The following is a 20,849-nucleotide window of genomic DNA, read 5'->3' as shown; positions in this document are numbered from 1 at the left end:
GCACATTATCGGGCGGGGTCGTTTCACAGGAGCGAATAGGAGGGGGCGCATTATGGACGTCTTGATGAACAACTACGGATCACGCGCGGTGGAGCTCGTGCGCGGGCACGGCGCGTACCTGTACGATGCGGATGGCAAGGAGTACCTCGATTTCACTGCCGGAATTGCGGTCTGCAATCTGGGACACGCCCACCCGGCTGTCGCGGGGGCCTTGGCGGACCAGGCGCAGACGCTCGTGCACTGCTCGAACCTGTACCTCATCCCGGGGCAAGTGCGCCTGGCAGAAAAACTGACGGCTTTGTCCGGGCTCGAGCAGGCGTTTTTCTGCAACTCCGGCGCCGAGGCGAACGAGGCCGCGATCAAACTGTCGCGCCGCTACGCCTGGCAGAAGGGTGAGACGGAGCGCACGCAAATTGTCACCTTGCCGAGCGCGTTCCACGGCCGCACCCTCGGGTCCCTCTCCATCACGCCAAAACCGGCCTATCACCAAGGCTTCACCCCGCTTTTGCCGGACTGCTTCACGCCGCCGGCGCTTGCGGACGTCGTCGATGCCATCAGCGAGCGGACCGCGGCCTGCTTCGTCGAGGTGGTGCAGGGCGAGGGGGGTGTCAACGTGATCGATCGCGATGTCCTCCACGCCATCTCCGCCCGCTGCCGCGAAGTGGGCGCGCTGCTCGTCGTCGACGAGGTTCAGACGGGCGTCGGGCGGACGGGGTCGTTCTTTGCGTTTCGCGAAGTCGGCCTTGAACCGGACATCGTCACGATGGCGAAAGGCCTGGCCAACGGGGTGCCGGTCGGTGCGGTGCTGGCGCGCGCGGAAGTCGCGGCGGCATTCACGCCGGGTAGCCACGGCTCGACCTTCGGCGGGAACCCGCTGGCGATGGCCGCCGCAAACGCGGTCGTGGACATCGCGTCGCAGCCGCAGTTTTTGGCTGCGGTTCGCCAGCGCGGGGAGGAACTTTCGCACGCCCTGACCCAGTTCGGCGACGAGGTGTCGGGGAAGGGCCTGATGCTCGGGATCACGGTCGCCGACGCCAAAGCCTTCGCCGCTGCGGCACTGGCTGCGGGCGTGCTCGTCACTGCGGTCGGCGAACGGCGGGTGCGCTTCGTGCCGCCGCTCATCATCGAATCGTCGCACATCGCGGACTTGGTGACGCGGCTGCGCGGCGCAGGTCTGTAGGTAGACGCTACGACGCGTGCGGGGCGCGGGGGGCTGGGCTGGGCTCCTCGCGGGCGCAGGGGCGCAGGGGCGCAGGGGCGCAGGGGCGACGGGATCCGGCCGATTTGCATCGGATAGTGACACCGGTGTCACTGCAGGCTGGCGCATCGGGCTTCACGCGCGGCGCGAGGGCACCTCGCCCACCCTCCACCCGCCGTCGCTTGGATGATGCGCGTCGGTGTAGTTGCCATTCTGATACCTACCTACCTACCTACCTACGGCAAACGGACTACGCGTGCAGATGTCATTTTGACACCTGCAGCCAGGAGGGCATCGACGTAGATGTCATTTTGACACCTAGGAGTGGAAGCACGCTTACGTAAGTGTCATTTTGACACCTACGGACGGAACTACGCTCGCTAAGTGTCATTTTGACACCTACAGTCAGCGTGGCATCGGCATAGATGTCATTTTGACACCTACGGACAGGAGGGCATCGGTGTAGGTGTCATTTTGACACCTACAGCCAACAGGGCATCGGTGTAGGTGTCATTTTGACACCTACAGCCAACAGGGCATCGGAGTAGATGTCATTTTGACACCTACAGCCAACAGGGCATCGGTGTAGGTGTCATTTTGACACCTACAGCCAACGGGGCATCGGTGTAGATGTCATTTTGACACCTACAGCCAACGGGGCATCGGAGTAGGTGTCATTTTGACACCTACAGCCAGCAGGGCATCGGAGTAGGTGTTATTTTGACACCTACAGCCAGCAGGGCATCGGAGTAGGTGTCATTTTGACACCTACAGCCAGCAGGGCATCGGCGTAAGTGTCATTTTGACACCTACAGCCAGCAGGGCATCAGCGTAAGTGTCATTTTGACACCTACAGCCAGGAGGGCATCGGAGCAGGTGTCATTTTGACACCTACAGCCAGCAGGCTCCCGCGCTAGGTGTCATTTTGACACCTACAGCCAGCAAGGCATCGGTGTAGGTGTCCTTTTGACACCTACAGCTAACAGGGCATCGGAGTAGGTGTCATTTTGACACCTACAGACAGCAGGGCATCGGAGTAGGTGTCATTTTGACACCTACAGCCAGGATGGCATCGGTGTAGGTGTCATTTTGACACCTACAGACAGCAGGGCATCGGAGTAGGTGTCATTTTGACACCTACAGCAAGCAGGCTCCCGCGCTAGTTGTCATTTTGACACCTACAGACGGCGTGGCATCGGTGTAGGTGTCATTTTGACACCTACAGCCAACAGGGCATCAGCGTAAGTGTCATTTTGACACCTACAGCCAACAGGGCATCGGTGTAGTTGTCATTCTGACAACTACGGCGAAGGGAGAACGCCGTTCCCGCAAACAAAGGCTGCCCCCTAGTGGCTTTGCCGTGCCACTAGGGGCAGCCTTTGTTATCACAGAAGCGCATCGTGCGCCGAGTGTGAAATGACAAACAGTTTTCTGACTGTGTCGAAAATCCGAAAATTCACGCTTGAGCCACTTCATGCCTATGCATAGGTAACGTAACTCGTGTATAATAAACCATGGCAGTTTCGTCACAATGGTCATACTTTCGACAGTACAGGCAATCCTTCCATATCTTATGTGGCAGAGTATGCTTCTCGACCACCCGGAATCCGAGTTTATCGAAGAACACGGTCTGGTAGGTCAGGGAGAGCACTTGGTCGATTCCAAGCGACTGAGCGTCTGCCAACAGGTATTCGACGATTTGGCGACCGACGCCTTGACCTTGGGCTCTCGGATCTACGGCGAGCGAACGGATCTCCGCCAAGTCGCGCCACAGCACATGTAGTCCGGCTGTACCCACGACGCGTCCTTCCAATGTTCCGACGATGAAGCATTGTAAATTTTCGTACAGTGACTTTGTGGAGCGAGGCAGCATCAGTCCCATCTCTGCAAACTGCGCGATCAGTTCTTGCATCGCCGGCACGTCGTCCACGGTAGCCCGTCGAATATCCAATGGCAGCTGCCTCCTTTCTCGGTGACGGTTTTATCCGCAGCAACATGAATACTTATAACATACGATAGCATTATTATTCAATATGTCGTATATTTTTTCACAAGTGTGTCGGGTCTATTCGGTCGCACCTTTGGCCTCTCGCCAAGGTTTCGATAGAAGAAAGAAGAATCACACTTAGAAACAGCACCACTCAGAAGCAGTACCACAAGCCTCCAGGCACTTAGCGCAATACTGAGTCATCACAATCGCACTGCTAGGAGAGCGATACATTCAGAGAAGGACGGCACCCCAGGAGGCAGCAGGTGAAAAACGGCCGAGCCAGCCGAGCCAGCCGAGCCAGCCGAGCCAGCCGAGCCAGCCGAGCCAGCCGAGCCAGCCGAAATGTCGACTGAATTGCCGGCGAACGGCACCCTGCCAGGGTGCGAAACGTCCTCAGCGAGAGAGGAAGTGACGAGGTTGAACTTGAACGCATTGACGACGCAGATCGACCGAGAACACGACAGTTGTGGGATCTTCGCCCGCATCGAAAAAACTGGGATGCCGACCCGAACCCCTGTGGTTGCCGGGCTTGAAGCGCTCAACGCCCTCAGTCACAGGGCGGGGTACGTTCAGGGTGAAGGCGATGGGTGCGGACTCTTGCTCGACATTCCGCGCGCGCTCTGGCGGCGTTGGCTGATTGAACGCGGATTGACGCAAAAAGGCGCCGATGTGGTTGATGATGAGCGTTTTTTCGTCGCCCACTTACTGCTGAACCGAGCTAAGTCTGGCCAATTGCTGGACGAGGTCATCACGGACTTGAAGTCGGCCGGTTTCAATTTGCTGCTGACGCGCGTTGACGTGTCGAATCAAGAGGCGCTCGGTCCGCTCGGCAGCCAGGAGAACCCCGTGTTTGTGCAAATCGCGGGCCTGACGCCGGAGTCGGATGACGTCGCTGTGATTGACCTGATCACGGCGCTCGAACGCCACAATGGACTCCACGTCGCGTCCATGAGTCGGTCCACCTGTGTCTATAAGGTTGTCGGCGACGGCGAGACACTCGCGAACTTCTATCCGGACCTTCGCGATGCAGACTGCACGTCGGCGTTTGTGCTTGCGCATACCCGCTACTCCACGAACACGACCACGTCGTTCTTCCGCGTGCAGCCGTTTGGGCTGCTCGGGCACAACGGCGAGATCAACACAATTGCACGTTTCTATGAAGAGTCGGGCATGGCGGGTATTCCGCTTGACGCCGCGTTCTCGGATTCGCAGATGGTGGACCGCAGCCTGCACTACTTCGTAGCGAAGAAAGGCTGGTCGCTGTTTGAGGCGGCGGAGACGTTGTTCCCGCCCATCGTCAACGAAGTCAAGCAGATGCGCTCCGATCTCGCTGACATGTACATGTTCCTGCGCTCCCTGTGGGGGCCGTTTGCGCAGGGGCCGGCAGCGGTGATGATGCGGTTTGGCTCGCAGGCCGTGTTTGGCGTCGATGCGCTCGGACTGCGGCCGATGTGGCTGGTCGAGACCGCCGACGGTTACACCTTCAGTTCGGAACAGGGCATCGTGCCGACCTCGCAGTGGGTGGCCGACCCGAAGCCGCTCTCTCCGGGCGAGAAGATGGGGGTGGAGTTCACCGCCAACGGTGTGATTCTCTACCCGTACACGAAACTGCAACGCCATGTCTTTGCGCGCATGATGACGCGCTATCAGTTCGGACACGAGGCGGCGCACGGACTGCGCTTCGCTGGGTCGCTGCACGAGCGCGGGGAAGTAGCGCACCCCTATCGGGGGCGCAAGTCGGTGGCGATTCGCCAGGCAGCGTTTGGCTGGCGCGAAGACGACGTGAAGGCCATCGACTTCGAACTGCAGACAGGCGTCGAGCCAATTCGGTCCTTGGGCAACGACAGCCCCATCGCGGCGCTCGACACCGGACTGCGCTCAATTCCGGATTTCGTCCACGAGACCGTCGCCGTCGTCACGAACCCAGCGATCGATCGCGAGCGTGAAGTCGAGCACTTCAGCACACGTACCGTGCTTGGCAAGCGGCCGTCGCTCGATGGGTTGTACCAGGATGCGCCGCGCGTCGAGATCCAATCGCCGCTTCTGCTTGAAGAACTGTCGCCGGCATCGGACGTGACGCTCGAGGACATCGAGGCCATCGCGAACCGCCGCGAGACGCTCTGCTACGAAGATGCACTGGCAGCTCTGCACACGGGGCCGTACGGAACGGTGGAAATTCTGCTGCACCGGCATGAAGGCGAGAGCGTGTCCGCGGCGCTCGCGCGCTTCTCACAGGAGGCGCTCGAGGCAGTGCAGGCGGGGGCCAACGTGATTGCGCTCGACGACCGCCTGTCGTTCGCCCGCGGCGCGTACATCGACGCGTTTCTCGCCGTTGCAGCTGTGCACAAAGCGCTGTTGCGGCCGTCGTCCAGTCAAGGCGGCGAGCACCTGCGCCGACGCACGAGCATCGTGTTGCGCAGCGGCGCGATGCGCAACCTGCACGACATCGTGACGGCCATCGGCCTTGGCGCCGAAGCGGTCGACCCGTATCTGATGTGGGAACACGCGGCGCAAAAAGGCAGTGTGGCCGGCGTCGAAAACCTTCACGCGGCGCTCTGCAAAGGTCTCGAGAAAGTCATTTCGACGCTTGGCATTCACGAGTTGCGCGGCTACGAGCGCTTGTTTGGCGCGATTGGCCTACACGAGGAAGTCTCGCAGTGGCTCGGCGTGCCGACCTTCTGCGGCGGCAAAGCCGGCTTTGGCTTCGCGGCGATGGAAGCGGAGGCTGCCTTGCGTCAGGCGCTGTACGACGTCGACGACGAGAAGCAGCTCCGGCGCGCGAAAAACTTCCAACTCTACCCGCGCATCTGGAAGGCTGCCGGCCTTGTCGCGATGGGAGAGGCGGAGTACGAGACGTTCTACGACCGGCTCGCGACGTTTGAGCGCGAGAACCCAATCAGCATCCGCCACGTGCTCGGTTTCAAGGGCATCGACGACGCTGCAGTCGCAAGTGCGACCGGCGGCGAAGCTGTGGACGTGTCGGCTGAGGCAGCGGGATCCGGCGCAGACACGAAGGCTGGCGGAGACGCGAAGGTGAGCGTCGACAGCACCGAAGTCGACACGACGATCGACGGCCACAGCTACCCGCTGGTCATCAGCTCGATGTCGTTTGGCTCGCAGAGCGAGACCGCATACCGCGCGTACGCGGAAGCCGGGTACCGGACAAACATCGTCGCCTTGAACGGGGAGGGCGGCGAGATCAAAGACTTGCTCACGCGCTATCCGCGCCACCGCGGTCGGCAGATCGCGTCCGGTCGCTTCGGCGTCAACGCGGACCTTTGCAACGGCGCGTACGTGCTCGAAATTAAGATCGGCCAAGGCGCGAAGCCGGGCGAGGGCGGTCACCTGCCGGGATCGAAAGTGACCGAGCAAGTCGCCGCAGCCCGGAACGCGTCGCTCGGCACGGACCTGATTTCGCCGTCCAACAACCACGACATCTACTCGATCGAGGACTTGGCGCAGGTCGTACACGAACTGCACGAGATTAACCCGCACGCCAAGGTCGCGGTGAAGGTGCCCGTCGTGCCGAACATCGGGACGATCGCGGTTGGTGTCGTGAAGGCCGGCGCCGACGTCGTGACGCTCAGCGGCTTTGACGGCGGCACCGGTGCGGCGCGTGCACACGCGATCCGCCACGTCGGGTTGCCGGTCGAGATTGGCGTGAAACTGGCGCACGAGGCGCTGTGTGCGGCTGGGCTGCGCGACTCGGCCGAGATTTGGGCTGACGGCGGCATGAAATCGGGTGCAGACGTCATGAAGGCGATTTTACTAGGCGCAAACCGCGTCGGGTTTGGCACGATGGCGATGGTGGCGATTGGTTGCACATCCTGCCGCGCGTGCCACAAGGACACCTGCCACGTCGGCATCGCGACACAGATGACGAGCCTTGAGGAAGCGAAGGAGAAGGGCCTGCCGAAGTTCGAACCACGCGAGTTTGAGCAAGCGGTTGGGTACCTGCAGCGGCTGTTCACGGCGATTGGCGAGCACGTCGCGCGGCTGACGGCAGCGCTTGGTGCGACTCGGACGCAAGATTTGGTCGGCAAGAGCGACCTGTTGACGCAGCTGTCGATGCACGACGCGCTCGATGTGAACTGGCTGATCAAGCGCAACCTGCGCCACGACGGACTCGGCGTGAACGTGCAGACCCGCCACGGCAACACGTTGGCGGCAGAGGAAGCGGAAGTGCTCGCGATGGCAGCTGGCACGGAGACAGCGGTTGCGGGCGTGACGATGGGTGGCGACTCGGTGCCGGAGGCTATGGTGTCGCGCACCGGCAAGGGTGTGCTGTGGAAGGTGTTGACCGGGTCAGGCCGTGCAGAAGTCGACGGAGGTTCTGATTCAGGCGCGGCCAGCGCTGAGACTGCAGGCATTGTCGGGTTGCCGCGGGCGCAGGGCACCCGCCAAGCTGGGCAGAAGGTACGCCTCGGCGCTGACGATGTGCGCATCTCGAACGAGACCAGCAACGTCGGCGGCAACGGCTTCGCAGCGTATCACACGGAAGGCATGGTGTCCGTGGCGCACGGCGGCGGCCAGGACGGCGTCGGCAAGGCAGCGTTCGGGGGCAAAATCGTGATCCTCAAACAGCAGGGTCCGGACGGCGTCTGGCGCGGCGGCTCGGTCGGCAAAGGTCTCGCCTACGGTGCGCAGCGCGGAACGTTCTTCATCCAGGGCGATGCGGATGCGCGCGCCGGGATTCGGCTGTCTGGCGCCGACATCGTCATCGGCGGCGAACCGCGCCCGGTGCGCGACGAACTCGGCTGGGTCGGTGAGCGCGCCAACCTGAAAGGCTTCGCGTTCGAGTACATGACGGCGGGGCGCGCGGTCGTTCTCGGCGACCCCGGCCCCTGGATTTGCTCCGGCATGACTGGCGGCTCGGTCTACGTCCGCATGAGCGAGCAAATCGGCCTGACTGAGGATGTGCTCCGGCGCCGCCTCGCCAAGGGCGCGAAAGTGGTGCTGCGCTACCTCGACGAGGACGGCGAGCGCGACGTCGAGGAACTCCTGACCAACTACCAGCGCGAACTGCGCCACAGCGGCCAGTGGGAGGCGGCGAACGCGCTGCAGCCGATGATTGACGCGCCGGTTGACCACTTCATGATGGTCCGCCCTGGCGCGGAGATCACGGACCAGACGATCGCGACGGAGTAAGTTTGGTGGGCGGCTGAGCGGCTGAGCGATGCTGGGCCGCGGGCCTGGGCCGGCCGGGTGCGGCGATGCGGCTGGGTCGGCGGAGGTCACCGCGCGTGTGCGCATGCCGCAGTTGGCGCTCAGAGTTCAAATTGGATGGGCCGACCTGCTCAATGGTCGGCCCTTTCCGTTCGTGTGAGGGGAGTCTGGATCGCGCGAACGAGCCGGACACCGCCGGGGCTAGAACTAAATTTAATCGGTATGCCCCCGCGACGGGGGCATACACCATGTAAGAACTGAAAGCTGGCGGGGAGCGCTAGCTACCGATCGCAAACAACGGATATTTTTCACTAAGCGAAACGTGACGTTGGACCGGTTTGGCATTGACCGGGGGTAACGAGGCCGGAGCACGCTATGCCAAAACGCTAACGTCCTGAAAACGCGTTATCGGTTCCGGACAGCGGGTTTTATCGGCGATAACGCCCCCAAACAGCGTTATTGATGAGTTGAGGTGCTGAAAATCGGGATCTCAGGGGAGATAACGCGTTTTGAAGACGTTACGTGGGTGTTTTATGTTAACTAGGGAGCGGATAACGCGTTCTGAGGGCGTTATGTGGAATGCGTCGCGCTTCCCGCGCCGCATATCAATGCCGGCCCGCCACTTCCGATTCCTTTGCGGCATCGCAGTCGACTCAGTAGGCGCAGACGGGCTCGAGCTGTGGGCGGCCACGCAGAATAGCGGCACAGGACCGCTTAACGGGGTCAAAACCGCCCCCGAATCGCCGAATAGGCGGCTTAGAACCGCCTATCGACGTGATCACCCACCTTCTGGACCTCCAAAAGAGTGAATTGGCCGTTTTCGGCAGCCTATCGGGGAGGAAATGCGGGTGGATCGCGCCGATAAGCCGCCCTGTGCGGTTATGGCGGCGGGAACTGCCGCTCACCGCTCACCGCTCACCGCTCACCGCTCACCGCTCACCGCGCTAACAATCGCAGCTTGATAAATATTCGCTGGCATGTATAATCATGCGTGTGGAGGTTAGTGCATATGGTGATTATGCAGATAGGGTTGAGAGCGAACGGTGTGTTGGATCGAATTCGAGAGCGACGATGAATCGTCGCAACCGAATCAGCACTGAATCGGCACCGAATGGGCACCCAAGCCGCGCCGAATCAGGACAGCTGAACGAGACAATCAACCTGATGTGATAGAGCAAGCCGAACCGCGAGGCAACTCGCAGCGTAACCGAACGCCAAACCAAGCGGCCCGGCGAACCAAGCGGCAGGCCGAACCAAGCGGCAGGCGAACCAAGCGGCCCGGCGAACCAAGCGGCAACCGAACCAAGCGGCAACCGAACCAAGCGGCAGGCGAACCAAGCGGCAGGCGAACCAAGCGGCAGGCGAACCAAGCGGTCCGCTGAACCAGGCCGCACCGTCATTCGAAATTGAATTTGAAACTCAAACCGGAGAGGGGAATGCGGCGTGAGCGTCGTAAAGGCGATTGGAAGTGTAGGGCGGGGCGAATCGGCCATTGTGCCACTCGGAGACGGGTACCTGTCGGTCCGGTTGCAGAATGCGCTGATGGTGGCGCACCAGTCGCTCCGAGGCCGCGACCTGCTCGATTTCTCCGACTATGCGCCACACGAGATCGAGTCGCTGCTAAAACTCGGCCTCGTGCTGAAGGAAGCACAGAAGAGCGGATTCCGCCACGAGCTGTTGCCAGGCAAGACGCTGGCACTGGTGTTCGATAAAGCGTCGACGCGGACGCGCGTGTCATTTGAAGTCGGGATGCTGCAGCTAGGCGGGCATGCGTTGTTCATGCCAGGCAGCAGCACACAGATGGGCCGTGGTGAGCCCGTAGCTGACACAGCGCAGGTGATGTCGCGGTATGTGGACGGCATTATGATCCGGACGTTTTCCCACGCGATGGTGCAGGAGCTAGCGCACTACGCGACAGTGCCGATCGTGAACGGTCTCACGGACGACCACCATCCGTGCCAGGTGCTCGCGGACGCGATGACCATCTGGGAGCACAAAGGAACGTTCAAAGGTGTCACCGTCGCCTTTATCGGCGACGGCAACAATATGGCAAATTCCTGGCTGCAGGCCGCACCGAAACTCGGTATGAACATCCGCGTCGCAAGTCCGGCCGGGTTCCTGCCGCCAGCTTCGATCGTCGAAGAGGCGAAGCGCGCAGCCGTCGTCAACCGCTCGCAGGTGCTGGTGACAACCGACGTCGTGCGCGCCGTCCAAGGCGCTGACGTCATCGTCACAGATGTCTGGGCGAGCATGGGCGACGAGGAGGAGGCGGAGGTGCGCAAGGAGATCTTCCGCGACTACCAAGTTAACGCACAGCTCGTCAGTCACGCCAAGCCAGACTACCTGTTCCTGCACTGCCTGCCCGCGCACCGCGGGGAAGAGGTGACTGCAGAGGTGCTCGACGGCGATCACTCGGCCGTCTTTGATGAAGCAGAGAACCGCTTGCACGCACAAAAAGCCGTTTTGGCCGCGCTCATGGCAGATGCCGGCGCATTCGGGGAGGAGATTTAATCATGGCAAAAGAGAAACTCGTACTCGCATATTCGGGCGGTTTGGATACATCGGTCGCCATCACCTGGTTGACTGAAAAATACGGCTACGATGTCGTCGCGATGTGCGTCGACGTCGGTGAAGGCAAGAACCTCGACTTCGTTCAGAAGAAGGCCCTGCAAGTCGGCGCCTCCAAGTCCTACCGCGTGGATGCCGTAAACCGCTTCGCAGACGAGTTTGTGCGCCCGGCCATCCTGGCGAACTCCCTCTACGAAGGCAAGTACCCGCTCGCGTCTGCGCTGTCGCGCCCGCTCATCTCGCAGCTGCTGGCTGAAGTCGCCGCGCTCGAAGGGGCGACGGCAGTCGCGCACGGCTGCACAGGCAAAGGCAACGACCAGGTCCGCTTCGAAGTCTCCGTCAAGGCCTTGAGCCCAAAACTCAGCGTCATTGCGCCCGTTCGCGAGTGGGGCTGGACGCGCGACGAGGAAATTGCCTACGCCAAGGAGCACAATGTGCCGATCCCGGTGACCCTTGACAGTCCCTACAGCATCGACGCCAACCTGTGGGGCCGGGCCATCGAGTGCGGCGTGCTCGAGGACCCGTGGGCCGATGCGCCAGAGGACGCGTTCGAGTGGACAGTGAGTGCCGAAGCCGCGCCGAATGAGGCGGAGTTCGTCATCGTCTCGTTCGACGAAGGCGTGCCTGTCGCCCTGAACGGCGAAGTGCTGCCGCTTGCTCAGTTGATTCTGAAGCTGAACGCAATTGCGGGGGCGCACGGAGTGGGCCGGATTGATCACGTCGAGAACCGCCTCGTCGGCATCAAGTCGCGCGAAGTCTACGAGTCGCCGGCTGGCATTGTGCTCGTCAACGCCCACAAAGAGCTCGAGACCCTGACGTTGACGCGTGAAGTCGCGCAGTACAAGATGGGGGTAGAGCTCGAGTACAGCAAACTAATCTACAACGGACTGTGGTTCTCGCCACTGAAAACGGCGCTCGACGCGTTTATCCAAGAGACGCAGAAGAACGTCACCGGCGACGTCCGCGTGAAACTCTACAAGGGCCAGGCGCAAATTGTCGGCCGTAAGTCGCCATATTCGCTGTACCGGCACGACCTCGCGACCTATTCGACCGGCGACACCTTCGACCACAACGCAGCTGTCGGTTTCATCCAGCTGTGGGGCATGCCGACCACCGTCTACGCCGACGTGCAGACGAAGCTCGGCCACACCGCACAGGCACCGGCAAGCGGCCTCGGTGGCGCCAACTCGTCCGTCCTGACTGCCGACGAAGCAGCGATTCAACTGTAACCCGCCGCGGCAGCGCACCAATCAGCCGGGAGCGCCCGCCGCGACCGCGCACGTCGCGGCCCGGCGGCTCGGAGCGGCAAAACACCGTCGCGGCAACCGCGCCGGGTGGAAGCAGCGCCCGCCGCGACCGGAACCGGCAACACAGCCGCTGCGACTTTGCGAATCAGCCGCCGCGGCAGCGCGGTTGCAACAAGAAAGGCAGGGGTTTGATGGCAACGGATGCGGACAACGCTCAGGGCAAGCTCTGGGGCGGCCGATTTACGGAACAGACCAACCAACTCGTCGAGGCCTACACGGCCTCGATTGGGTTTGATCAGCGGCTCGCCGAGGTCGACATCGAAGGCAGCATCGCGCACGCCAAGATGCTGGGGGCGTGCGGGATCATACCAGACGAGGACGCGCGGACACTCGTGCAAGGACTCACTGACCTCCTCGCAGCCGCGAAGGCCGGCCGCCTCGAGTTTCGCGTCGAGGACGAAGACATCCACATGAACGTCGAGCGCCTGCTCGCGCTGCGCGTCGGTGCGGTGGCAGGGAAGCTGCACACCGGACGCAGCCGCAACGACCAGGTCGCGCTCGATATGCACCTCTACACGAAGCGCGCTGCAGAGACCGTCCGCCAGGCTATCCGCACCCTCCAGCAGGCGCTCGTCGACTCGGCCGAGGCGAACTTCGACGTCATCATCCCCGGTTACACGCACCTGCAGCGCGCGCAACCGGTACTGTTTGCGCACCACCTGCTGGCGTACTTCTGGATGCTCAGTCGCGATGCCGACCGGTTCGCTGACGTCGCCAAACGAGCGGACAAGATGCCGCTCGGTGCAGGCGCACTTGCGGGTACGACGTTTCCGATAAATCGCGAATCTGTGATGCAGACGCTCGGCTTCGCGTCACTCTACGAGAACTCGCTCGACGCGGTGTCTGACCGCGACTACCTCGTCGACTTCCTGTCTGCGGCGAGCTTACTCATGACGCACTTGTCGCGGCTGTCGGAGGAGCTCATCCTCTGGAGCAGTGAAGAGTTTGGCTTCATCGAGCTGGCCGATGCGTACTGCACCGGGTCAAGCATGATGCCGCAGAAGAAAAACCCGGACGTCCCAGAAGTTGTGCGCGGCAAGTCCGGGCGCGTGTACGGGCACCTGATGGGGCTGCTTACCGTCTTGAAAGGACTGCCGCTCGCCTACAACAAGGACCTGCAGGAGGACAAGGAAGGCTTGTTCGACACCATCGAGACCGTGCTGCCGGCGCTCGAGCTGTTTGCCGGAATGATAGCGACGCTCGAAGTCAGGCGCCCGCGCCTGCAGCAGGCGTTTGCGCGCGACTACTCGAACGCGACCGATGTCGCGGACTACCTGGCAGCAAAGGGTGTGCCGTTTCGCACCGCGCACGAAGTCGTTGGGAAGCTCGTCCTGCAGGCGATTGAGCTAGGCAAGCCGCTCGGCGACCTCGACTTCTCCGTCTACCAGGCTGCGTCTGAGGCGTTTGAGTCAGACATCTACGAGCGCATCACGCCAGAGGCAGTCGTCGCAGCGCGCAAGTCGCGCGGCGGCACAGCGCCAGAGGCTGTGCGCTTTCAACTGGAGCTTGCGAAGACCGTTCTGGCAACACCAGGTTCTTGACCGTCTGCGCCAATGGCGCGACGATAAGACAAAAGCGGCGACTAAGAGACCGCGATAGCTGGGAGTGGACGGATTTGCTCATTGTACAGAAGTACGGGGGAACTTCGGTCGGTTCGGTGGAGCGCATCGAGGCCGTCGCTGACCGCGTCGCGCGCACGATTAAAGCCGGGCATTCCTGCGCCGTCGTCGTGTCCGCGATGGGACACACCACCGACGAACTCGTCACTTTGGCAAAAGCGATTACCAGAGACGCGGACCCGCGCGAGATGGACGCGCTGTTGTCGACCGGTGAGCAGGTATCGGCGTCCTTGCTCGCGATGGCTTTGCAAACACGAGGCTTGCAGGCGCGCTCGTTTACGGGCTGGCAGGCGGGGATTTTCACCGAGCCTGTGCACGGCAACGCCAGGTTGCTCCACATTGACAGCGACGCTTTGAACCGCGTCATCGGGCAGGGCATCGTCCCGGTTATCACCGGTTTTCAGGGCATCAGCGGCGACCGTGTGACGACGCTTGGCCGCGGCGGGTCAGACACCAGCGCGGTCGCTGTGGCGGCGGCGCTCGAGGCGGATTTGTGCGAGATCTACACCGATGTCAAAGGGGTCTACACAACCGACCCGCGGGTGGTTAAAGCGGCGCGCAAACTGGAGACCATTTCGTACGACGAGATGCTCGAACTCGCGACGCTCGGCGCTCAAGTGCTGCACCCGCGCGCGGTCGAGAACGCGAAACAGTTCGGCGTCCGGTTGGTCGTGCGTTCGAGTTTTCACGATGAGGAAGGGACGGTTGTGATGGAAGCGACATCGGGATTTGAACTTCGCGAGGCCGTCACAGGGATTGCCTTTGAGCGCGAAGTCGCACGTGTGGCAGTTGTCGGTGTGCCGCTGCAGCGCCACGGGTTGGCGACAGTGTTTAAGCGGCTGGCGTCAGACGGGGTCAATGTCGACGTCATTGTCCAAAGCGTCGTCGGAACGGATGTGGTCGACGTCTCGTTTACCGTGAAGGAAGAGGATGCGGACCGGACAGTGCGGATTGTGCGCGAACTGCAGCCGGAGCTCTCCTTCCACGACATCGTCTGCGAGACTGGGCTTGGCAAAGTCTCGATTGTGGGAGCTGGCATGATTAGCAATCCCGGCGTCGCGGCGCAGATGTTCGAGGTCATGGCGGGGGCGGACATTCCGATCGCGATGGTCAGCACCTCCGAGATCAAAGTGTCGTGTATCGTCCAAGCGGACGCTGTGGAGCGGGCTGTCAAAGAGCTGCACGCGGCGTTCCTCGAGTAACCCGCGAGGGTTGTTGCTGTCCCTTCGTGACGCGGCTGCGTGACCCATGTGCTGCGTTCCTCGAGTAGCCCGCGCGGGTTGTTGCGACACAACAACTAATTGTCGACAGAGATGCGCGCAGACGCGAATTGATTCGACGGCGTTCGACAGCGCGTGTAGAAAAGAATTTTGGACGAATTTGCGCGCCTGTGTATCAATCTTCGCAGTAAAAGCCTATAATAAGGTCGAAGTACAGATTTCATCGCGCGTCATGGTAGCTCGTAATGGTAGCTCGGATGCGTACAGGAGGACTTTAAGTGAGAGGTACTGTTAAGTGGTTCAGCTCGGAAAAAGGCTATGGGTTCATCACGCCGGAGGACGGCGGTAACGACGTGTTCGTTCACTTTTCCGCCATCAACTCCCAAGGTTTCCGCACTCTGAATGAGGGCGACCAAGTGGAGTTCGACGTGGAAGAGGGTCAGCGCGGGCTGCAGGCTGCAAACGTAACGCGTCTATAAAAGCAGGTCCAGTACGGACAAGTGCTCGACAATGACCCGTTGCGTCGGAGCGATTGCATCCGGCACGACAAAATGCCTTCGCCGTTTCGGCGAAGGCTTTTTACCATCCGGGGAAGGGGTTCGCCATGGCCAGGGACAGAGCAGAACTGGGGTTAGAACGTGCATCGCGCCAGGGGGAAGATGGACTTCCGATTACGGCGGGGGTTGAAGTTGTGCGCTATGGGCGCGCGGAGTTTCAACCGGATATCGATGAAGTTGCCAGTGAGTACGCCTTGACTGTGTTCGTCAATGACCGCGAACTCGCGACCGTCGTCTGCACGCCAGAGTACATGGAAGACTTGGCAATTGGCTTTCTTGCCTCAGAAGGGGTCATTCGGTCAATCGACCAAGTGGAATCTGTCCAACTCAGCCGCCTGCGGGGTACGGTGCGTGTGCGTACGACGAGTAACATCAACTTCAATCAGGACTTTTACAACAAGCGCTACATCGCCTCGTGCTGCGGGAAGATGCGGCAGACATTCTACTTCACGAACGATGCACAGACTGCCAAGCACGTCGACGACCCGGTGACGGTGACATCAGACGATATTTTCCGGGTAATGCGCGACCTCGATGACGCCGCCACGGTCTTTCACGAAACCGGCGGGGTTCACATTGCTGCGCTCGTCGACCCGAGGAAGGACGAGGAGATGTTGGTACGCACCGACATCGGCCGCCACAATGCGCTTGACAAGCTGTTCGGACGTGCGCTGCGCGAGCGGATGCCGCTGACAGGCCGCGTCGTCACGTTCAGTGGTCGGTTGTCTTCCGAGGTGCTGCTGAAGGTGGCGAAAATCGGGGTGGGGATTGTCCTGGCGAAGTCGGCGCCGACGGCGCTCGCGATTGACATGGCCAACGACCTCGGTATCACCGCAGTCGGGTTTGTGCGCGATGACTCGTTCAATGTGTATTCGCATGCTTGGCGCGTCGCCGGCGCCCGCCAGGTGGAGAGCGAAAGTTAGCGCGGTGTCACGGCGTTCATCGTGCCGCGCGCTGCGTGACCGGCCGCGTTCATCGTGCCACGTCCAACATCGCCGACCTTGTCGGCAGCCCCGCGCCCGGCGCCTCCGACTGCGTTGATGGTGCCGCGTCCGACGTCTCCGACTGCGTTTGCGGTGCCCCGCGCGACGTCACCTGCCGCGTTCATCGTGCCTTGTGCAGCCCGACCCGCCCCGTTCATCACTCCACGCGCTGCGTTGCCCGTCGCGTCCGCTGCGTACCCTGCTGCATTGCCGACCGCGTTCGCTGCATTGCCGACAGTGTTTCCCGCATTATTGCCGCAGCCAGCCGCAGCCAAGGTCAGTGCTACGGCCGCAGCCGTGGTCAAAGCCTTCATCTTCATCGTGAAACCCCCTTGTGTTCACCATTCACATAACGCTCCGTAGCATGCCGCAACGGCGGTAATTCTATCCATTGATGCCCCCGTGCTGGATGAGCGCAGAGTGAGAGCGCTTTCGTCTGAAATTTTGTGAAGAAATCGCAAACCGCTGTAGAAAAATCGCGGAATCTGGCGAGGGAAGCGCTTTCCATGCCTTGACGAGTTGTATGGCGGCAGGTATATTGAACACCAACAAGCCCGTGTCCCGCGTGCTTCGAGCCGCGGGGTGCGGAGCTCTACTACAACTCCATCAACCTGTTGCATGACTGGCGGAAGTGGGTAACCACGAGGGAGTGCGACAGATGACACGCCGACCGCCTGGGCACTCGAAGTGGAGTGTTCAGGCGTCGTTTCATATCAGCAGATGTCTGAATAAACAATATAGATAGACTAGGGAGACAAGGAGTGGGAGAGAAAGTGAAAATTCTCGTTGCAGACGACATTTCTCCGCTTGGCATCGAAAAGCTGGAGGCTTTGCCGGGTGCTACTGTTCGTGTGCGCACCGGCATGACAGAGGCAGAATTAACGGAAGAGATTCGCGACACCGACGCACTCCTCGTACGCTCCCAGACCAAAGTGACCGCACCAGTGCTCGCAGCAGCAAACCAGCTCAAGGTGATTGGCCGCGCCGGCGTCGGCGTCGACAACATCGACATTCCGGCTGCGACGCGCCGGGGCGTCGTCGTGATCAACGCGCCAGACGGCAACACCATCTCCGCCGCGGAGCACACGTTCGCGATGCTAATTGCGATGTCTCGCTGGATCCCGGCCGCCGACCGCTCGATTCGCGCCGGCAAGTGGGACCGCAAGTCGTTCGTCGGCGTCGAGTTGCGCGGCAAGACGCTCGCTGTGCTTGGCACCGGCCGCATCGGCGCGGAAGTCGCGAAGCGCGCGAAAGTCTTCGGCATGACCGTGCTCGGCTTTGATCCGTACCTGACCGAAGCGCGCGCCAAAGAACTCGGCATCACCCGCGTCTCCTTTGACGAAGCGATTGCCGCGGCCGACTTCATCACCGTCCACACGCCGCTCACCAAAGAGACCAAGCACATGCTTGGCACAAGCGCCTTCGCCAAAATGAAAGACGGCGTGCGCATCGTCAACTGCGCGCGCGGCGGCATCATCGACGAACAGGCACTCGCCGACGCACTGCGCGCCGGCAAGGTCGCGAGCGCCGCGATTGACGTGTTCGAGAGTGAGCCTCTCGCCAGCGATCACCCACTGCGCGAGTTCGACAACGTCGTCCTCACACCGCACCTTGGCGCATCTACGGTCGAGGCGCAGGAGAACGTCGCGATTGACGTGGCAGAACAAGTCGGCCTGCTGCTCGAAGGCAAGCCGTTCCAAAACGCCGTCAACCTGCCGTCTCTGTCGGGCGAGCTGAAGGCGTTTCTCGAGCCGTACCTCGGCCTTGGCGAGCAGCTCGGACTGTTCGCAGGGCAGTGGGTGGGCGAGTCCGTGTCAGAAGTGGAGATCGCGTTCGCTGGCCCCATCGCTGACCACGACGTGAGCTTCGTCACGCGCACCGTCCTCAAAGGCTGGCTCGGCTACCGCTACGGCGACGAAGCGAACTACGTGAACGCGCCGTTCCTCGCCGAACAGGCCGGCATTGCCGTGCGCGAAGTCAAGCAGCCACACAGCAAAGTGTTCACAAACCTGCTCACCTTGACCGTCCGCTCCGACAAAGGCGAGCACCGCGTCGCCGGTACACTCTACAACGGCTTCGGGCCGCGAATCGTCGAAATCGACGGCTACACAGTGGACGCAGCGCCAGAAGGCAAGATGCTGCTCACCCGGCACACGGACAAACCGGGCATGATTGGCCGCATCGGGAGCATCCTCGGGGACGCCGAGATCAACATTGGCGCCATGCAGGTCGGCCGCCGCGAAACGGGCGGGGAAGCGGTCATGGTGCTGTGTGTCGACAAGGTGATTTCGGATGACGTCCTCACCCGCATCACCGACGTGGACGGCATCCACCTAGCGCGCGCGGTAGATTTGTAATGTAGAGATGGCGCCCGCATTCGGAAGGCGGGTTGCCAGAGTGTGTTCGGACTGAATGTGTTCGGACTGAATGTGTTCGGACTGAGTGTGTTCGGACTGAGTGTGTTCGGATCGCGGCCGCTGTGCCGGCGCTCTTTACGGCTGCGCCCGGTCCTGGTAGTTAGCCTAGTTTTCTGGCCCGGTTTTCGCGTAGATATTTGCGTAGATAGAGGGGAGAGAGTCGGATGAACCATCCGGACAGAGTCGACAACTTTAACGGCGGCCCAGCCGCCTTGCCGCTTGAAGCCTTGCAGAAGGCGCAGGCGGAACTGCTCAACTTCAACGGTACCGGCATTTCCATGCTCGAACTCGGCCACCGCACCAAGGCGTACGCCGCCGTGCACCAGAACGCGAAGGACCTGCTCCGTCAGCTCTTGAAGGTGCCGAACGACTACGACATCCTCTTCCTCCAAGGCGGCGCGAGCCTGCAGTTCGCGATGCTGCCAATGAACTACCTGACGCCCGAACGCAGCGGCGCGTACGCCTTGACTGGCAGTTGGTCGAAGAAGGCGCTCGACGAAGCGAAGCGCGTCGGCCCGACCCGCGTCGCGTTCGACGGCAAGCCGGACGGGTATCGTCAGATCCCGCCCGCAGACACCATCGCCGTCAACCCGTCCGACGCCTACCTGCACGTCACATCGAACAACACCATCGTCGGGTCGCAGTGGAAGGCTTTCCCGGACACAGGCAGTGTGCCGCTCGTCGCGGACATGTCGAGCGACATCCTGTCGCGGGCAATCGATGTCTCGAAGTTTGCGATGATCTATGCAGGCGCCCAGAAGAACCTCGGCCCGGCTGGCGTCACGGTCGTGATCGTCAAAAAGTCGTTTGTCGAGCAGTCGACGGCCATCGCCGACGAGCGCAACCTGTCCGTCATGCTGCGGTACGACCAGTACGCGGCGAACGACTCGCTGTACAACACGCCGCCGGTGTTTGCAATTTACGTGGTCGGCCTCGTGCTCGAGTGGCTCGCTGCGCAAGGCGGCGTCGAAGCCGCTGCCGATCTCGGTCGTCGCAAAGCGGACCTCGTCTACGGCGCCATCGACGCGAGCAGTGGCTTCTACCAGGGCCACTGCGTCCCGGAAGGCCGCTCCACCACAAACGTCACGTTCCGGCTGCCAACGCCGGAGTTGGATAAAGCCTTCCTCGCCGCCGCGGAAGAGAACGGCCTGGTCGGCCTCGGCGGTCACCGCTCGGTCGGCGGCTGCCGCGCCTCCTTGTACAACGCGGTCAGCTTGGACGCCTGCGAGCGGCTGGTCGAGTTCATGGACAGCTTCCGCCGCGTCAACGGGTAAGGGCAGGCTACTGGATGCGGCTGGTTGGCTGGCCGGGGCCGCGTGGGCGGTGGGCTCGGCGGGCCGGCGGTAGGAGTCAAATGGACACTTAGCGGGCGGTGGGCTCGGCTGTAGGTGTCAGAATGACACTTGCGAGCGGATCCAGTCAGACGTAGGTGTCAGAATGACACCTACACCACCTTGCCATTCGTCGTAGGTGTCAAAATGACACTTAGCGGCTAGCGGGCTCGGCTGTAGGTGTCAAATTGACACTTAGCGAGGAGCGGGCCCGGCTGTAGGTGTCAAAATGACACTTAGCGTGCAGCGGGCCCGGCTGTAGGTGTCAAAATGACACTTGGCGGGCAGCGGGCCCGGCTGTAGGTGTCAAAATGACACTTGGCGGGTAGCGGGCCCGGCTGTAGGTGTCAAAATGACACCTAGCGGGCAGCGGGCTCGACTGTAGGTGTCAAAATGACACTTGGCGGGTAGCGGGCCCGACCGTAGGTGTCATTTTGACACTTAGCGGGTAGCGGGCTCGGCTGTAGGAGTCAAATTGACACTTAGCGGGTAG

General features: G+C 61.6%; 13 protein-coding genes and 1 riboswitch. Of the genes, 10 read left to right on the top strand and 3 right to left on the bottom strand.

The genetic code is table 11. The features are described from left to right. The first annotated feature begins 52 nt into the window (after window positions 1–52). A complete protein-coding gene (locus JC200_RS03775; protein ID WP_274434856.1) occupies window positions 53–1,180 on the top strand; it encodes an aspartate aminotransferase family protein in 1,128 nt (375 codons plus the stop codon). A 1,474-nt stretch (window positions 1,181–2,654) separates the two neighbouring features. Here JC200_RS03775 and JC200_RS03770 read toward each other — a convergent pair. Continuing rightward, window positions 2,655–3,149 (bottom strand): N-acetyltransferase, encoded by a 495-nt coding sequence (locus JC200_RS03770; RefSeq protein ID WP_274434855.1) that lies wholly within the window; start codon window positions 3,147–3,149, stop codon window positions 2,655–2,657. 456 nt (window positions 3,150–3,605) lie between these two features. Between JC200_RS03770 and JC200_RS03765 the strand changes: the two genes are divergently transcribed. Continuing rightward, window positions 3,606–8,336: a glutamate synthase-related protein gene (locus tag JC200_RS03765; protein ID WP_274434854.1), complete on the top strand. Its 4,731-nt coding sequence runs from the start codon at window positions 3,606–3,608 to the stop codon at window positions 8,334–8,336. Between the two features lie 1,034 nt (window positions 8,337–9,370). Here JC200_RS03765 and JC200_RS03760 read toward each other — a convergent pair. Then, window positions 9,371–9,754: a hypothetical protein gene (locus tag JC200_RS03760; protein WP_274434853.1), complete on the bottom strand. Its 384-nt coding sequence runs from the start codon at window positions 9,752–9,754 to the stop codon at window positions 9,371–9,373. A 43-nt stretch (window positions 9,755–9,797) separates the two neighbouring features. Between JC200_RS03760 and argF the strand changes: the two genes are divergently transcribed. From argF to fdhD, 6 genes are all read left to right on the top strand, one after another. Continuing rightward, entirely contained in the window at window positions 9,798–10,865 is a 1,068-nt protein-coding gene (gene argF / locus JC200_RS03755) for an ornithine carbamoyltransferase (protein WP_443111865.1), read from the top strand. Window positions 10,866–10,867: 2 nt separating this feature from the next. Beyond that, window positions 10,868–12,151 (top strand): argininosuccinate synthase, encoded by a 1,284-nt coding sequence (locus tag JC200_RS03750; RefSeq protein ID WP_274434852.1) that lies wholly within the window; start codon window positions 10,868–10,870, stop codon window positions 12,149–12,151. 209 nt (window positions 12,152–12,360) lie between these two features. Further along, window positions 12,361–13,770, top strand: a complete 1,410-nt coding sequence (argH, locus tag JC200_RS03745; protein ID WP_274434851.1) for an argininosuccinate lyase — start codon at window positions 12,361–12,363, stop codon at window positions 13,768–13,770. Between the two features lie 74 nt (window positions 13,771–13,844). After that, a complete protein-coding gene (locus JC200_RS03740; RefSeq protein WP_274434850.1) occupies window positions 13,845–15,050 on the top strand; it encodes an aspartate kinase in 1,206 nt (401 codons plus the stop codon). Window positions 15,051–15,346: 296 nt separating this feature from the next. Then, a complete protein-coding gene (locus JC200_RS03735) occupies window positions 15,347–15,547 on the top strand; it encodes a cold shock domain-containing protein (protein WP_274434849.1) in 201 nt (66 codons plus the stop codon). A gap of 125 nt (window positions 15,548–15,672) precedes the next feature. Further along, window positions 15,673–16,548: a formate dehydrogenase accessory sulfurtransferase FdhD gene (gene fdhD, locus JC200_RS03730; protein WP_274434848.1), complete on the top strand. Its 876-nt coding sequence runs from the start codon at window positions 15,673–15,675 to the stop codon at window positions 16,546–16,548. Here the strand turns inward: fdhD and JC200_RS03725 are convergent. Then, complete coding sequence (locus JC200_RS03725) at window positions 16,545–16,928, bottom strand: hypothetical protein (RefSeq protein ID WP_274434846.1); 384 nt, start codon at window positions 16,926–16,928, stop codon at window positions 16,545–16,547. The two genes, fdhD and JC200_RS03725, sit on opposite strands and share 4 nt — an antisense overlap. Window positions 16,929–17,216: 288 nt before the next feature. Continuing rightward, a riboswitch (ZMP/ZTP riboswitch) is annotated at window positions 17,217–17,295 on the top strand. Window positions 17,296–17,381: 86 nt separating this feature from the next. On the opposite strand from JC200_RS03725, the gene serA reads away from it, so the two are divergent. Together serA and serC are read left to right on the top strand one after the other, a co-directional pair. Beyond that, on the top strand, window positions 17,382–18,965 hold the full coding sequence (serA, locus tag JC200_RS03720; RefSeq protein WP_274434844.1) for a phosphoglycerate dehydrogenase: 1,584 nt from the start codon (window positions 17,382–17,384) through the stop codon (window positions 18,963–18,965). A gap of 224 nt (window positions 18,966–19,189) precedes the next feature. Further along, window positions 19,190–20,299 carry a 3-phosphoserine/phosphohydroxythreonine transaminase gene (serC, locus tag JC200_RS03715; RefSeq protein ID WP_274434842.1) on the top strand — a complete coding sequence of 370 codons (1,110 nt, stop codon included), beginning with the start codon at window positions 19,190–19,192 and terminating at the stop codon, window positions 20,297–20,299. Window positions 20,300–20,849: the final 550 nt, after the last annotated feature.

The organism is Alicyclobacillus sp. ALC3 (assembly GCF_028751195.1).
In the GTDB taxonomy this organism is placed as follows: Bacteria; Bacillota; Bacilli; order Alicyclobacillales; family Alicyclobacillaceae; genus Alicyclobacillus_L.
Note: the sequence above shows the minus strand (reverse complement) of the source record. Positions and strands in the feature narration are given on the sequence as shown.

Bases quoted from the DNA above. Each gene is read 5' to 3' on its own strand.
- JC200_RS03760 (WP_274434853.1), bottom strand. From the start codon at position 9,754: ATGACGGTGCGGCCTGGTTCAGCGGACCGCTTGGTTCGCCTGCCGCTT.
- serC (WP_274434842.1), top strand. From the start codon at position 19,190: ATGAACCATCCGGACAGAGTCGACAACTTTAACGGCGGCCCAGCCGCC.
- argH (WP_274434851.1), top strand. From the start codon at position 12,361: ATGGCAACGGATGCGGACAACGCTCAGGGCAAGCTCTGGGGCGGCCGA.
- JC200_RS03725 (WP_274434846.1), bottom strand. From the start codon at position 16,928: ATGAAGATGAAGGCTTTGACCACGGCTGCGGCCGTAGCACTGACCTTG.
- fdhD (WP_274434848.1), top strand. From the start codon at position 15,673: ATGGCCAGGGACAGAGCAGAACTGGGGTTAGAACGTGCATCGCGCCAG.
- JC200_RS03775 (WP_274434856.1), top strand. From the start codon at position 53: ATGGACGTCTTGATGAACAACTACGGATCACGCGCGGTGGAGCTCGTG.
- JC200_RS03750 (WP_274434852.1), top strand. From the start codon at position 10,868: ATGGCAAAAGAGAAACTCGTACTCGCATATTCGGGCGGTTTGGATACA.